This is a genomic window from Flavobacterium sp. 103 (assembly GCF_003096795.1).
GTDB lineage: Bacteria > Bacteroidota > Bacteroidia > Flavobacteriales > Flavobacteriaceae > Flavobacterium.
Genome location: NZ_QENX01000001.1, coordinates 1,139,748 through 1,154,565 on the forward strand (window position 1 = coordinate 1,139,748; position 14,818 = coordinate 1,154,565).

The following is a 14,818-nucleotide window of genomic DNA, read 5'->3' on the forward strand; positions in this document are numbered from 1 at the left end:
AATCCGTCTTGAATTTCGTTCTTGACGGATTTTTTCATGCCTTTTCAGGAGTCCTTTTAGCGGAGTTCAATCAATTATTTTGGGAGCAGAAAGATTTGGCTTTTTTGCTGGCATTGTTCCCGCACACGAGGCTGAAAGCCGAACTGGCGAAGCAATCCGTTGCAATCTTTTTTGAGCCGAATAAAAATCGGCCCAAAAAAGGATTTTCACTGCTATCGGGGCTAAGGATTAGCATTTTATTTTTTTTGCAATCATCCAAAAAAAAACCGTCTTGTTCTCTTGAGCAAGACGGTTTCTTTTATTTAATAAATCTTAATGATGAACTACTTTTTTCTTAATTATTTTTAGGAAAACAGGCAAGGTTGATACCAATATAATTCCGATGACGATTTTCTCAATATGTTCTTTTAAGTCAATTCCCATTTCCAAAAACATGCCATAAAGATAATGTCCAGAAAAAATTAAAACAAAAGACCATAAAAAAGAACTTAGGATATTAAAAAACATAAACTTTTTTCTATCCATCGAGCCAATACCGGCAACTATCGGTGCAAAAGTTCTCACAATAGGCAAAAATCTTGCATAAATAATAGCTTTTCCGCCATGCTTTTCGAAAAATTCTTTAGACTGAAGCAAATACTTTTTCTTAAACAAAAGTGTATCTTCTCTATTATATAAATAATACCCGCTTTTGGCTCCAAACCAATAACCAACCATATTTCCAAAAACGCCTGAGAGCGCCACTAATGTTGAGAGTATAACAAGATTTACAAAATCACTTTCAATAAAAAGAATATTCTGAACCAAATCACGACTGTAAATTCCAGCAAGAAAAAGTAAACTATCACCTGGAAGAAAAAAACCGGCAAAAAGACCCGTTTCCGCAAAAACAATGAATAAAACAATGTACAAACCCAGTTGAATGCCACCAATTGTAAAAGTTATATAAAATTCAGGATTTACTAATTGGGTCCATTCAAAATTACTCATAAATTGTCATGTTTTATTTAAGCTGTGAAAGTAAGGATAATTTAGGTGAACCACAATTTATTAATTCATTTTAAAGTTTTATTAACGATTTAAAAACCACAAAAAGCATCAAAATTAAACTCCTATTTTGATGCTTTTTCAATTACTGAAAGTTACAAATTAATGGGTATAAAAAAAATTTGCGCTACAAAATCATTTACAACTAAATCATTATAATCTTTCATACTGACAACAACTATGAAGATTATCATAGTCTTCTTTTGTTGATTTTACCGAATCCGTATCATGACCTACTTTGGCTATTGCCTTTTTCACATCCATCAAAGAGCATTTTTCCTCATTAATAATTAAAGCCAATTGATGTGTCTCAATACTCCATGAAGCCGATTTCACTCCTGGAACTGAATAAGCTGCCTTCTGGATTCTCTTCTGGCATTGCTCGCAGTTGCCATTTACTTCGGTAGTATATTTAGCGTTTTTATTTTTCGTTTCTTGGCCTTGAGCCGAAATTGTAAAAACAGTCATTAGTAAAACTAAAAATAGGTTCTTAATGCTGCTGTTTCTAAATTCTTTAATATTTGTTTTCATTTTTATAAGTATTAAATTTTAAAATTATTTTTTTGATATTGATTTTTGATATTTTTCTATTTTATTTTTAACCTTAAACCTGCATAATACATCTGTCCAAATACGGGTGCATACAAAATAGTTGCATCAAAATAAGGACCAAAAGGATTTTGCGCATCCACTATTGCTGGATTTTGAGTGTAATTCCCAATGTTCTCGCCACCTATATACACTTCAAAAGTTGATGAAAATATTCTGGTAATTTGAGCATTCATCAAAGAATACGCTGGCGAATGTTCAGAAAGCTGATAGGCTACAGGATTTGAAGCCGTGTAAGGTAATTGTTGCTCTCCAATCCAATTGTAAGTGAAGTCAATTTTCCATTGTTGCCCTTTATCCTGAATATGAGTTTCATAACCTAAATTCCCAAAGAAACGATGAGCTGCCTGCAATGGTCTTTGATATTTACCCGACAAATAATCGGTTTTAATATCATAGTATTTGTAAGCCGAACGCAATTCCAAATGCTTAGCCAATTCATAATTGAACTCCAATTGAAAGCTGTTGGCATATGAAACACCATCCAAATTATGAAAAATTACTTGTTGCGGGCTTTGCATAATATCCACCACTACCTGATTCTTAAAATTGGTTCTATAAAAATCGGCGGTAACATCTCCATTTCGATTAAACAACTTGAAACCTTGCATAAAGCTCACACCATAATTCCAAGCAATTTCAGGGTCCAATCCATAAATTTTACCTCCTACATTTGTGATATCAAAAGTTCTGGAGCTGGCAAATAAGGTTTGATTTTCGGCAAAAATATTGGCAGGACGTTTTCCTCTACCGGCAGAAACTCTCAAAACTCCTTTCTCCCAAGGATTGTATTTCATATGAATTCTTGGTGTAACAAAAACACCCAAACGATTCCCATAATCTGCCCGACCTCCAAGAATCAAACTAAAATTATCTTGATTATCATAAGTATATTCAAAGAAAGCTCCAACTGTATTATCTATTCTGCTATAATCCGATGTATTTAAAAACTCATTATAGCTATCATAGGTAAAATTCAAACCTGTAGCAAACTTATTTTTTTCATTATTGATAATTGAATTAAAAATCAAGTTTGAATAAAAACTGTTTTGCTGCATGTTGTAGCCATTCAATCCAAAATAAGAATTCTGGTCATAGCTGGAAAAAGCATTTTGGAAACCAAAACTTTGAAATGGCATATCCTTAAAAACATAGCCTATTTTTGTGGAGACATCTATCTTTTTGGTATCGATTTCAGAACCCCAGGCGTTGGTTGTTCCTTTGTCTCTATCAGGATCAAAACTGGTTTCTCCCATTAATTTAGTATCATTCATATACTGCAGATTAATGAAACTAATCCAACCCGTTTCCGCATTATAATATTGATAGCGATTGAGTAAATTGAATTGTTTTTGCAAAGGATTATCCAGAAAGCCGTCGTCATTTTTATCCATTTTGGAATCTCGAATATTGCCGTGCAACAATAAACTGGTCGCCCATTTGTCTGACAATTTTTGATTAAAATTGGCATTTAGTTCAAAACGGGAATCGGTCGATCCATAAGCGTTCAATAAAACTGGAACTTCCGATATCGGTTTTATCAATTCGGTATTGATTTGACCCGATATGCTTTCAAAACCATTGACCACACTTCCCGCTCCCTTTGTAATTTGAATACTTTCTATCCAAGGACCAGGCGTAAAGGAAAGTCCATAAACCTGAGAAGCACCACGAACGGAAGGGATATTTTCCTGGGTCATCATCAAATAAGGGCTTGTTAAACCTAACATTTTGATTTGCTTGGTTCCAGTCAATGCATCTGAAAAATTAACATCTATTGAGGGATTGGTTTCAAAGCTTTCGGCAAGATTGCAACAGGCGGCTTTTAGTAATTCTTTTTTGGTTACTAATGTTGTATTACCAGTAAGTGTGTATGTTTTTTGAATGCTCTTGCGTTTGGCCTGGACTTTTATTTCTCGTAAAGTATCTTGTGAATAAGAATTAAAAGCAGCAAACAAAAGCACTAAAACTATTGTTAAGTTTGTTTTCATGATTAAAATTATAATGATTAAATATGTCAGACCTTAAATAAGGGCTCGACTGTAATTAAACATTACAATTTATCGTAAAGGAGGTATTGGCTATACAGCTTGAAAAGTGGCGGCGCATTGGCATCGCAATAATAGGTAAGAGACTGATTGTTTTTAAAACTAGGTACAGCTTTAAATACAACAGCATGAAATTCTGGAGCTAAAAAAACATAATCGAACTGAAAAGAAAAAGACTTAACAATTCCGTTATCTACTTTTTTCTGAATGAGGATTTTTTTGTCCTTGCAACAGCTGTCTTTTTTACTGACTACTTTTTTTTCGCAACAGCCTTTTTCACTTTGCATTGATGGCAAAGTAGAATTCAGTGAAACAGAAGATATTTCTCCTCCACAATAATGCACATTAAAAGCCAGACCTACATTGGAAACCAATAATAGAACGGCTAAAAATATACTTATGTGTCTTTTGAATTTCATAATACAAAATTAGCTTTATTATCAATTCTAAAAATCAAATTCTTGTTAATTTTTTTAAAGTGTCTCAGATTCTTAGCCTCTAAGTTTCTGAGCAAAAATTAACTGTTTAAACTCTCGTAAAAACCAAAACTACAATTCAAACTCCTGCCCCATCATAGGAACAATGCATCCAAAACCATATTTTTCTTGAATTTTGATTCTTAATTCATCTGCTGGTTCATTTTCACCATGTACCAAAAACACTTTTTTCGGAGCTTCCTCCAATTCCGAAAGCCAATTGATTAAATCCTTTTGGTCTCCATGTGCCGACAAACTTTCTATCTCAACCACTTTGGCTTTTACTTGATAGTATCTTCCGTGTATTTTTATATCAGTTGCGCCTTCCAGCAATTTTCTTCCGCGAGTACCTTCTCCTTGATAACCAACTATAATTATGGTCGTTTCTGGCAAACCTATATACCGTTCCAAATAACTCAACACCCTACCTCCAGTTACCATACCGCTGGCGGCAATAACTATTTTGGGCTGTTTATTATAAATGGTATCTATCGTTTCTTGGTAATCTGAAATTAGGGTAAACATTTTGCACATGGCGGTAAACTCATCTTGGTGCAAACGATGCCATTTTCTATTATTTACAAAAAGTTCCAGCATGCTTATCCCCATGGGAGTATCAATAATATAAGGAATATTCGGAATCTTATTTTCTTCCTTCAATTGCCAAAGTAAATACATTATACTTTGGGATCGCTCAACTGCGAAACTTGGAATTATGACAGTTCCACCGTTTCGAATCGTATTATTGATATGCATTTCCAATTCTACTTTAGGATCGATATCTGGATGCAATCTATTACCGTAAGTGCTTTCAAGGAAAACATAATCGGCTTTTTTAGGTTTTGTGGGCGGAAACATCAATACGTCATTATCACGACCAATATCCCCAGAGAAAACAACTACTTTATTTTCGAGTCTAAGCTCTATGCTGCATGCTCCAAGAATATGACCAGCATTTGTGAAAACAGCTTCAATCTCGGCATCTAATGCAATACTTTCATTGGGATTGATCACTCTGAAATGCGGAAAAACCTTTTCGGCCTGTGCTATTGTGTATAGCGGTTCTGCTATTTCGTGTTTTGAAAACTTTCCTTCATTTGCAATTCTGGCATCTTCTTCTTGAATTTTGGCACTGTCCAAAAGGATCAGCTTGGCAACATCTTTTGTTGGACTAGTGCAATATATTTTACCTTCAAAACCTTGATTTACTAATCTTGGCAACCATCCACAATGATCCAAATGACCATGGGTTAACAACACAAAGTCTATAGTCGAAGGCAAAATTGGCAAAGGTTCCCAATTGAGTTCCCGCAAGGCCTTTAATCCTTGAAATTGTCCGCAGTCTATCAAAATTCGAATGCCGTTACTTTCTACCAAAGTTTTGGATCCCGTGACCGTTCCTACCCCGCCAATACATGTAATTTTCATTTTAATTCAATTTAGATTAATTGTAAAAATACTAAGCCTCTGAGATTCTTAGATTCTAAGTTAATTTATAACTTTTAAATAGCCCGATAAAATCTTAGTCACTTTAAAAAACTATATAAACCTGCACAACTCTGATGCTTCTTTAATTACATTTTTTATTCGATTGGGGCTCAATCCTATTTTTTCCAAATCCTCTCTATTATTGATAATCTCACGAACCAAAATAATATCTAAAATCAATAATTTTTCTTTCTCAGAAAGAGTCAATGTCGTTAGACAAGTTATGGGATACAGCTGATGATTATCTATTTTAGTTTTCAAATTATTGCTTTTAGGGTAATCCCAACACAGCAAGTTAAGGTCCGAACATTTTGCAAAATCAATTGCATCAGTAGTAAAACGATTATTGGTAACAATCCAACATTTGGAAATAGTATCATTTTGAGAAAATATTTCATGCTTTCTCTCTTTCAAATCATTGAATCGGGACAATATATACATCGGCACTTTTACGTCTGTAGTGGCATCTCTGCCTACATGAAATTTGCACTCGACCATAGTAATGACATCATTATTTTTAAGCAAAACATCAACTTCATGTGAAACGCATTTGCCCCACAAAATCAAATTAACTTTGGTTTGATAATGTTCTGAAGAAAAAAGTCGGGCAATAAATTTTTCGAAAAAAAAACCTGCAGGTCCCAACAATCGGATTGCCTCTCTCAGATTATATCGCGCGGCATTCGAGTTGGAGATTTTTTTAAGAAGTCCAAAAGCCATCTTATAAATATGTTTGGTAGAAATACCTTCGTAAACTTCTTTTTCAATAAGTTGCAAAACATCATCAACCATGGCGGGAGCTGCTCCCGATTTAAGCAGAGATTGTTTTAATTTTGAGCGATTAAAATCAACAATAGCCCCTGAATGCTTTACAATTTTCATCTTTTCTAAATTCAACAATTAAGTTTACCAAATTCAGATTAAAGATACAAAATAACAGTCGTTATTTATTAAGTTTTTGATAATAAAACGCTGGTATAAAAAGAATTAAAAACAAAGGCTGAATCAAAAAACGGCGCACATAAAACAACAGTAGATTTTCCTGATTTTCAAAAAAAAGCAGCATACAAAAGAAAGAGGCAATTAAAATTATAAACAGAGAAAGATACAAAATCGATGCAAATGAAATCATCTCTTTATCTCTAAAAAGAAAATAAAGAATTCCTAAGGAAAGTATAGTATTCAAAAAAAAACGAAAAGATAATCCAAAAAACAACTTCAAATTATCAAACTCAGGCAAAGCTGATTTCATATAGTCTCCCTCAAAATAAACCAGAAAAGGATCGTAAAATAATTGTTTTTCAAACGCCCTAACAGACACCAATAGTATCATGAGCACCATTACGACAAAAATTCTAGTTTTATTTTGAAGCAATTTATTTAGCATATTTCGAAAATTTATTCACCCAAATTACCCATAAAACAAAGACAAAACCATAAATCATCAATGGAAAAAGAACACCATGCAGTAAATGGGATTGGTTAGGGAAATAATAAAGCAAAACGGTCAAAACTGCAATTCGAAGCACATTCAGAATATAAATTATAAGACTTCCACTAAAAATAAAAAGCAAGGTGTTTTTTAAGCTTCCTGAAAATGCTACAATAAAAGAAATAAATAAAATAACAACACTGATTCCGTTACAACCTTCTACAATCTTGGCAACACCTTGATTTTGAAAAAACACAGTAAAAACAGGACTATTATCACTTTCCACAATATAACTCGATTGATTCATCCAAGAAATAACTTCTTGTGTGTTTCTTGCCACCATTCGTGTTATTGTATCTACTTTTTCATTTTCAAAACCATTCAAAAAGAATTGATACAGGAACGTAAGCAATACATAAGTACCAAAAAAGCTAACAAGAAAAAGCAAAAAAGGTTTGTACTGGACGAAATATTTTTTCAAAATTAAATTTTTAACAAATTTATACAATTTTTAAAATTGGCTTTAAATACTTTTGTGAAAAATAACAGAACATGACTTTTCAAGAATTAAAGCCCAAAGTAAGTGAAATTACATTAAATACAACTCTCTCAAGAGATGAAAAACTTTTAGCAGTTTGTCAACTGTTGAGCGATTCCATTTCCTACTACAACTGGGTAGGATTTTATTTTGCCAATCACGAAGCCAAAACACTTCATCTAGGTCCTTACGTAGGTGCAGAAACTGACCATACAGTTATCCCTTTTGGAAAAGGAATCTGTGGTCAAGTGGCAATTTCCAACAATAATTTTGTTGTTCCAGATGTAAGCGCCCAAGACAACTATATTGCCTGCAGCTTTACTGTAAAATCTGAAATTGTGGTTCCACTTTTTGTAAATGGAGAAAACATTGGCCAAATTGACATTGACAGTCATGTAATAGATCCTTTTACAGAAGAAGATGAACGCTTCTTGGAATTTGTTAATGAGGAGATTGCAAAGTTGTATTAAAAAATTAAAGATTAAAAAATTCAAAGAGTCCTATTATAAGACTCCAAAAGCATTTAATCATTTAATTTTTGAATATTTCAATATTTTGCATTACTTTTGCACCCGTCTTATAATAGCTGTAAGACATACATAAAAATCATTAAATAATATTCGAATGTATTTAACTAAAGAGATTAAAGAAGAAATCTTCGCTAAACACGGAGGAAAAGCAGAAAACACAGGATCTGCAGAAGGTCAAATCGCGTTATTCACTTACAGAATTAGCCACCTTACTGAGCACTTGAAAAAAAATCGTCACGATTTCAACACAGAGCGTTCATTGGTACTATTAGTAGGTAAAAGAAGAGCTTTGTTGGATTACTTGAAGAAAACAGAGATCAACAGATATCGTGAGATTATCAAAGTATTGGGTATTAGAAAATAATCAATATATAAAAGAGGTGCGAGAGTGCCTCTTTTTTATTTTAGAGTTTAGAAGTTAAATTTTAAATTCTTAAATTCGATATTAATTTGAAAAGATTAATATTTAGATTAAAAAAAGTTTGGTTTTTCATTGGGTTTTAGGCATTAACTACGCAACAACTACAACTAACAACACAACTAGAACCCATTGTTTAATCACAAAAAATAAAGTATGATTCCAAAAGTTTCAAAAGAAATTATCGATTTAGGAGATGGCAGAAGCATCTCAATCGAGACCGGAAAATTAGCTAAACAAGCTGACGGTTCTGTAGTAGTTCAAATGGGAAATGCCATGTTGCTTGCAACTGTAGTATCTGCCCGCAAAGCCAGCCCTGGTATTGACTTTTTACCCCTAACGGTAGATTACCGTGAAAAATTTGCAGCAGCAGGTCGTTTCCCAGGTGGTTTTTTCAAAAGAGAAGCAAGACCAAGCGACAGCGAAGTATTAACAATGAGATTAGTAGACCGTGTATTGCGTCCACTTTTCCCAGATGATTACCATGCTGAAACACAAGTAATGGTTCAATTAATGTCTCATGACGAAAACGTTATGCCAGATGCACTAGCAGGCTTAGCTTCATCTGCAGCACTTGCATTGTCTGACATCCCTTTTTCCACTTTAATTTCTGAAGTACGTGTTGCACGTGTAGACGGAAAATTCATTATCAACCCAAGTCGTGCTCAATTAGAATTATCTGACATCGACATGATGATTGGAGCTTCAAAAGATTCTATCGCAATGGTAGAAGGTGAGATGAAAGAGATTTCAGAAAAAGAAATGGTAGAAGCGATTAAGTTTGCTCATGATGCTATCAAAATCCAAATCGCAGCTCAAGAAAGACTTGTTGAAGCTTTTGGTAAAAAAGAAACGCGTACTTACGAAAACGAAAAAGAAGACGAAGCTATTTACGCTAAAGTAAAAGCTGCGGCTTATGATAAAATTTACGCTATTGCAAAAGTAGGTTCATCTAAACAAGAAAGAACAGCTTCATTTGCCGAAGTAAAAGAAGAAGTAAAAGCTTTATTTACTGAAGAAGAATTGGCAGCAGACGGAGATTTAGTTTCTAAATACTTCTATAAAACTAATAAAGAAGCAGTTCGCAACGTAACCCTAGATTTAGGAACTCGTTTAGACGGAAGAAAAACAAACGAAATCAGACCAATTTGGGCTGAAGTTGATTATTTACCATCTGTTCACGGATCTTCAATCTTTACAAGAGGAGAAACTCAAGCATTGGCGACTGCAACTTTAGGAACTTCTAGAGAAGCAAACCAAATTGACTCTCCATCAGAACAAGGCGAAGAGAAATTCTACCTACACTACAACTTCCCTCCTTTCTCAACTGGTGAAGCAAAACCTTTAAGAGGAACTTCAAGAAGAGAAGTAGGTCACGGAAACTTAGCACAACGTGCTTTGAAAAATATGATTCCTGCTGATTGTCCTTACACTATCCGTATTGTATCTGAAGTATTAGAATCGAATGGTTCGTCTTCTATGGCTACTGTATGTGCTGGAACATTGGCATTAATGGATGCAGGTATCCAAATGATTAAACCTGTTTCTGGAATTGCAATGGGATTGATTACTGACGGAGCTCGTTTTGCTGTATTATCTGATATTTTAGGTGATGAAGATCACTTAGGAGATATGGACTTTAAAGTAACTGGAACTGCTGACGGTATCACTGCTTGCCAAATGGACATCAAAATCGAAGGATTGGAATACCACATCATGGAGGAAGCTTTGGCTCAAGCTCGTGAAGGTCGTTTACACATCCTTGGAAAAATAACCGAAACTTTGGCTGCTCCAAAACCGGATGTTAAAGCATATGCTCCAAAAATTATCACAAGAACAATTCCAGGTAATTTTATTGGTGCTTTAATTGGACCTGGAGGAAAAGTAATTCAAGAATTACAAAAAGCTACTGGAACTACTATCGTAATCAACGAGGTAAACGAAGAAGGTGTTATTGAAATTTTAGGTACTGATCCAGCTGGAATAGAAGCGGTATTGGCAAAAATCCAATCGATCACTTTCAAACCACAAATGGGAGAAGCATATGAAGTTAAAGTAATCAAAATGCTTGACTTTGGTGCGGTTGTAGAATATACTGCTGCTCCTGGAAATGAAGTATTGCTTCACGTTTCGGAACTTGCTTGGGAACGCACAGAAAATGTTGCTGACGTAGTTAATATGGGAGATGTTTTTATGGTAAAATACCTTGGTGTTGATCCAAAAACCAGAAAAGAAAAAGTGTCTAGAAAAGCACTTATCGCAAGACCTCCACGTGAGGAGAAAAAAGAGTAATCAGATCTTAGTTTACTAAAGGTTTATTTTATAGAAAAAACCCCGTTTCATCATGATGAAACGGGGTTTTTCGGCATAAATAAAATGAAAACTATTTGATTTTCTAATATCAAAAATAATTCCTACCTATATTAGCCGTGAAAAACACACTTATAATCCAAACCAAAATCAAAATATTAATAGAATCCGCATATAATTCAAACCTATTTTTTAAAAAAATATATTTTTTGCCTTTTATTTCAGAATAAGTTAAAAAAATAAAAATATAACAATTAGACTTGCTTTTGTAAGATTAAATATTACTTTTATAAAAAAATGTATGATTTTTCTAAAAATAAGTTTAAAATCATCTATTAGCAAAAAACCAACTACAAAAAAACCATTTAGAAAAAAATGCAATTTAGAAAATCAAAGATTAAACTTATAGTATTATTGACTATAGTTACCGCTGCTACGTTCAAAGCACAATCCCAAACCAATTCTGAAATTTTATTATATACTAAATTTGATTCCATTGTTGGAAAAGAAAACCTAGGGTTAAATAATGGCCCCCTCGCCTTAAACCCTTACAAAACGATTGGAGACAACAATATGTTCTTCAAAAACAACAAATACACTATTGGGAATCTAGTTTATGATGGTCAGCCCTATTTTAATGTAAAATTAAAATACGACATTTTTAAAGACCAATTGATTTTAAATCCACCTGAACAACCTGAACATATCGGAATTAGTCTAATTCAAGACAAAACAGATTCTTTTTCGATATACGGGAAAAATTTTGTTAAAATAACAAAGAGTCAAACCTCATTGCCTGAATTCATATCCGGTTATTATGAGTTAATAAAAATTAGCAAAAATTTCAATTTATACATTAAGCATTACAAAGACATTCTTAAAGAAATCAACGAAGAAGGAGTCTATTACTCCTTTCATCAGAAATATCAATATTTCATTGAATACAACAATAAATTCTACGAAATAAACAACAAGGCTAGTATTGTAAAAATATTTCCAGAGAACAAGAAAAACATCAATGCTTTCTATCAAAAAAACAGAAGCTTAAGCACAACTGACTATAATCAATTTATAAATAGTTTAATGATTTCTATTTATGATTCTTCAATAAACAATTCAAAATAATAAAAATGAGGAAAATATTACTCGTCCTTTTCACAGCCTTAATTCATTTTTCTTTACTAGCACAAAAAACCGGAGATACTTATTCTTTTGAGTTTAAAAACATAGACAGATTAAAAGCTATAGAAACTATTGAAGCTTCTACTCCATATCATTTTTACTTTGAAAAGGAATGGATGAATTCTGATAAAAGTTTAATCTCCGGAAGTTACAAGAACGTTACAATCACAACTCTTTTAGAGAGCCTCTTTAACAACACCTCTTTAAACTTTTATGTCACAAAAAACAAGATTATTTTGACTCAAAATAATGTTATTCATGAAAAATTGGCTGCCAATTATTTTGGAGCGATTAAGTCTGAAAACATTAATAAAGATTCTAATGATTTAACTGGAAAACCTGTTTTTTATCAGCAGTATGATTCTATAAATAAATCGTACACCAAGAACAATAATGGAGTCGTTTTCATTGGAAAAGAAACGACAATTACAGATGCCAAATTTTGTACCATAACCGGAACAATAATTAACACAACAACAGGAAAACCGGAATCCAATATTGTTATTAAAGTTAGAAACAAAAACATAAGTACAATAAGTGATAACGAGGGAAATTATTCCATAAAACTTCCAACGGGTACAAACATCATAGAAACAAGATCACTAAGCCACAAAAAAACAGTAAAGACTTTGGTGGTATATAATAATGGTGAACTAAACATCAATATAGCCGAAAATTCAAATCAGTTAGACGAAGTATTCATAAAAGGTAAAGGATCAAAAGCTCTAGAATCGGTTGTTTCGGGTGTGATCTCTATAGATATCGAAGCTATGAAAAATATGCCATTGATTCTTGGAGAAAGAGACATCTTAAAAGTAGCAACCACATTACCTGGTGTTAAAACTACCGGAGAAGGATCTGCTGGATTTAATGTACGTGGAGGAAAAGATGATCAAAATTTATTTCTTTTGGACAATGCAGTATTGTATAATCCACAACACTTTTTAGGTTTTTTCTCTTCTATAAATCCATACACAGCAAAAAAAGCTACTATTTACAAAGGAAGCATTCCAGCCGATTTAGGAGGAAGATTATCCTCTGTATTTGATATAACTACCAAAAACGGAAATCCTGAAACCATTACTGGTGAAGGAGCAATTGGCCCAATAACATCCAATTTAAGTGTAAGTGTGCCTTTAGAAAAAAACAAATCCAGCATCCTTTTTGGAGGACGTGCAACCTACTCAGATTGGGTCTTAAAATCTTTAAAAAATGACGATTTGGCCAATAGTCAAGCAAGTTTTTATGATGGTATTTTAAAATATAATAATGTTTTGAATAAAAACAACTCTTTAGAATCTACTCTTTATTATAGCCATGATAAATTCAGCCTTAGTTCTGACTCTATCTATTCCTACAGCAACAGACTTGCTTCTGTAAAATGGGATCATTCTTTTGATGAAAAAAACAAAGGAGCTGTAATTCTAACCAATAGTGAATACAAATACGATATTGACTATAATACAACTTTGAAAAATGCTTTTGTTTCTGGTTACAAACTGAATGAAACACAACTTATGCTAAAATTCAACTATTTGTATAGTAACAAACATAAATTCCAATATGGACTATCGAGCAAACTCTATAAAGTAGATCCTGGTTTTTTAAATCCTACAAAGCCCGACGCAACATTAAAACCTATAACAATTGATTCAGAAAAAGGATTGGAATCGGCTTTTTATGTCTCGGATAATTTTAAAATTAGTGACAAACTATCTTTGGATTTAGGCCTTAGATATTCTCTTTACGCTTCATTAGGAGAGTCAGATCAAAGAATCTATCAACCAAATGTCCCTCTTAATGATGCCACTGTCATAGAAACCAAACATTATGGAAACAACGAAGTGGTAACTACTTATGGTACTTTTGAACCACGTTTGGCAGCTCGATATTTATTAGCTGAAGATTTATCAATTAAAGCAGGATATGACAAAACGAGTCAATACATCCATTTGCTTTCTAGTAATGTAACTCAGTCTCCAACTGACACATGGGTACTTTCTAACTTAAATATAAAACCACAAACTGCGCAACAAGCATCTATTGGTATATTCAAGAATTTCAGCAACAATTTATACGAAGTTAGTTTAGAAACCTATTATAAAAAATCTAAAAACATTCTTGATTATAAAGTCGGTGCTCAACTACAATTAAACGAAAATGTTGAAACCGAACTTTTACAAGGTGAAGGAAAAGCATATGGAATTGAATTTTTGGTAAAAAAACAATTTGGACGATTAAATGGCTGGATAGGATATACCTATTCTCGAACTTTTATAAAGCTGGACAGTCAATTTAATGAAGAGAAAGTAAACAATGGTGATTATTTCCCAACTAATTATGACAAGCCTCATGATTTAAGTATGATTTTAAATTATAAATTCACCAAAAGATATAGTTTCTCATCTAACTTTGTTTATCAAACTGGAAGACCAATCACATACCCTATTGGTACTTATCAATACAACAACTCCAATTACACGTTATATAGTGACAGAAATGCTTTTCGTATTCCTGATTACTATCGTCTAGACGTTGGGATAAACATTGAAGGAAATCATAAAATAAAAAAATTGGCACATAGTTTTTGGAACATTTCTGTTTATAATGTTTTGGGTAGGGCAAATCCTTACTCCATTTATTTTGTAACCGATGGCAATGGACAAGTTAAAGCTTTCAAAACTTCGATTTTTTCAATACCTGTGCCAAGTATTACCTATAATTTCAAATTTTAATTGAA

Annotated in this window: 14 protein-coding genes; 6 read left to right on the plus strand and 8 right to left on the minus strand. The window is 33.0% G+C overall.

All coding sequences use genetic code 11. The annotated features are described in order from the left end of the window. Positions 1 to 8: 8 nt before the first annotated feature. Positions 9 to 338, plus strand: a complete 330-nt coding sequence (locus C8C85_RS04645) for a hypothetical protein (protein WP_116796036.1) — start codon at positions 9 to 11, stop codon at positions 336 to 338. Here C8C85_RS04645 and C8C85_RS04650 read toward each other — a convergent pair. The 8 genes from C8C85_RS04650 to xrtF form a co-directional block, all read right to left on the minus strand. Continuing rightward, a complete protein-coding gene (locus C8C85_RS04650) occupies positions 313 to 990 on the minus strand; it encodes a DedA family protein (protein WP_116796037.1) in 678 nt (225 codons plus the stop codon). The two genes, C8C85_RS04645 and C8C85_RS04650, sit on opposite strands and share 26 nt — an antisense overlap. A gap of 210 nt (positions 991 to 1,200) precedes the next feature. Further along, positions 1,201 to 1,578 (minus strand): heavy-metal-associated domain-containing protein, encoded by a 378-nt coding sequence (locus C8C85_RS04655; RefSeq protein WP_243412045.1) that lies wholly within the window; start codon positions 1,576 to 1,578, stop codon positions 1,201 to 1,203. Between the two features lie 56 nt (positions 1,579 to 1,634). Then, positions 1,635 to 3,647, minus strand: coding sequence for a TonB-dependent receptor plug domain-containing protein (locus tag C8C85_RS04660; protein ID WP_116796038.1), 2,013 nt, complete (start codon positions 3,645 to 3,647; stop codon positions 1,635 to 1,637). A gap of 62 nt (positions 3,648 to 3,709) precedes the next feature. Then, positions 3,710 to 4,123: an HYC_CC_PP family protein gene (locus C8C85_RS04665; protein ID WP_116796039.1), complete on the minus strand. Its 414-nt coding sequence runs from the start codon at positions 4,121 to 4,123 to the stop codon at positions 3,710 to 3,712. 129 nt (positions 4,124 to 4,252) lie between these two features. Next, positions 4,253 to 5,608 carry an MBL fold metallo-hydrolase RNA specificity domain-containing protein gene (locus C8C85_RS04670; RefSeq protein ID WP_116796040.1) on the minus strand — a complete coding sequence of 452 codons (1,356 nt, stop codon included), beginning with the start codon at positions 5,606 to 5,608 and terminating at the stop codon, positions 4,253 to 4,255. Between the two features lie 111 nt (positions 5,609 to 5,719). Continuing rightward, entirely contained in the window at positions 5,720 to 6,550 is an 831-nt protein-coding gene (locus tag C8C85_RS04675; RefSeq protein WP_116796041.1) for a restriction endonuclease, read from the minus strand. Between the two features lie 61 nt (positions 6,551 to 6,611). Further along, positions 6,612 to 7,055 (minus strand): exosortase F system-associated membrane protein, encoded by a 444-nt coding sequence (locus tag C8C85_RS04680; RefSeq protein WP_116796042.1) that lies wholly within the window; start codon positions 7,053 to 7,055, stop codon positions 6,612 to 6,614. Continuing rightward, positions 7,045 to 7,581 carry an exosortase family protein XrtF gene (xrtF, locus tag C8C85_RS04685; RefSeq protein ID WP_116798369.1) on the minus strand — a complete coding sequence of 179 codons (537 nt, stop codon included), beginning with the start codon at positions 7,579 to 7,581 and terminating at the stop codon, positions 7,045 to 7,047. The genes C8C85_RS04680 and xrtF overlap by 11 nt, the downstream gene beginning before the upstream one ends. Positions 7,582 to 7,652: 71 nt before the next feature. Between xrtF and C8C85_RS04690 the strand changes: the two genes are divergently transcribed. The 5 genes from C8C85_RS04690 (at position 7,653) to C8C85_RS04710 (ending at position 14,813) form a co-directional block, all read left to right on the plus strand. Next, positions 7,653 to 8,108 (plus strand): GAF domain-containing protein, encoded by a 456-nt coding sequence (locus C8C85_RS04690; protein WP_116796043.1) that lies wholly within the window; start codon positions 7,653 to 7,655, stop codon positions 8,106 to 8,108. A gap of 154 nt (positions 8,109 to 8,262) precedes the next feature. Further along, positions 8,263 to 8,532: a 30S ribosomal protein S15 gene (gene rpsO / locus C8C85_RS04695; RefSeq protein WP_077374687.1), complete on the plus strand. Its 270-nt coding sequence runs from the start codon at positions 8,263 to 8,265 to the stop codon at positions 8,530 to 8,532. Positions 8,533 to 8,742: 210 nt separating this feature from the next. Further along, entirely contained in the window at positions 8,743 to 10,878 is a 2,136-nt protein-coding gene (locus C8C85_RS04700) for a polyribonucleotide nucleotidyltransferase (RefSeq protein WP_116796044.1), read from the plus strand. Positions 10,879 to 11,271: 393 nt separating this feature from the next. Continuing rightward, positions 11,272 to 12,021 (plus strand): hypothetical protein, encoded by a 750-nt coding sequence (locus C8C85_RS04705; protein WP_116796045.1) that lies wholly within the window; start codon positions 11,272 to 11,274, stop codon positions 12,019 to 12,021. Between the two features lie 5 nt (positions 12,022 to 12,026). Further along, the gene (locus C8C85_RS04710; RefSeq protein WP_116796046.1) at positions 12,027 to 14,813 is read left to right on the plus strand and encodes a TonB-dependent receptor domain-containing protein; all 2,787 of its coding nucleotides are present in this window, start codon (positions 12,027 to 12,029) and stop codon (positions 14,811 to 14,813) included. The last annotated feature ends 5 nt before the right edge of the window (positions 14,814 to 14,818 follow it).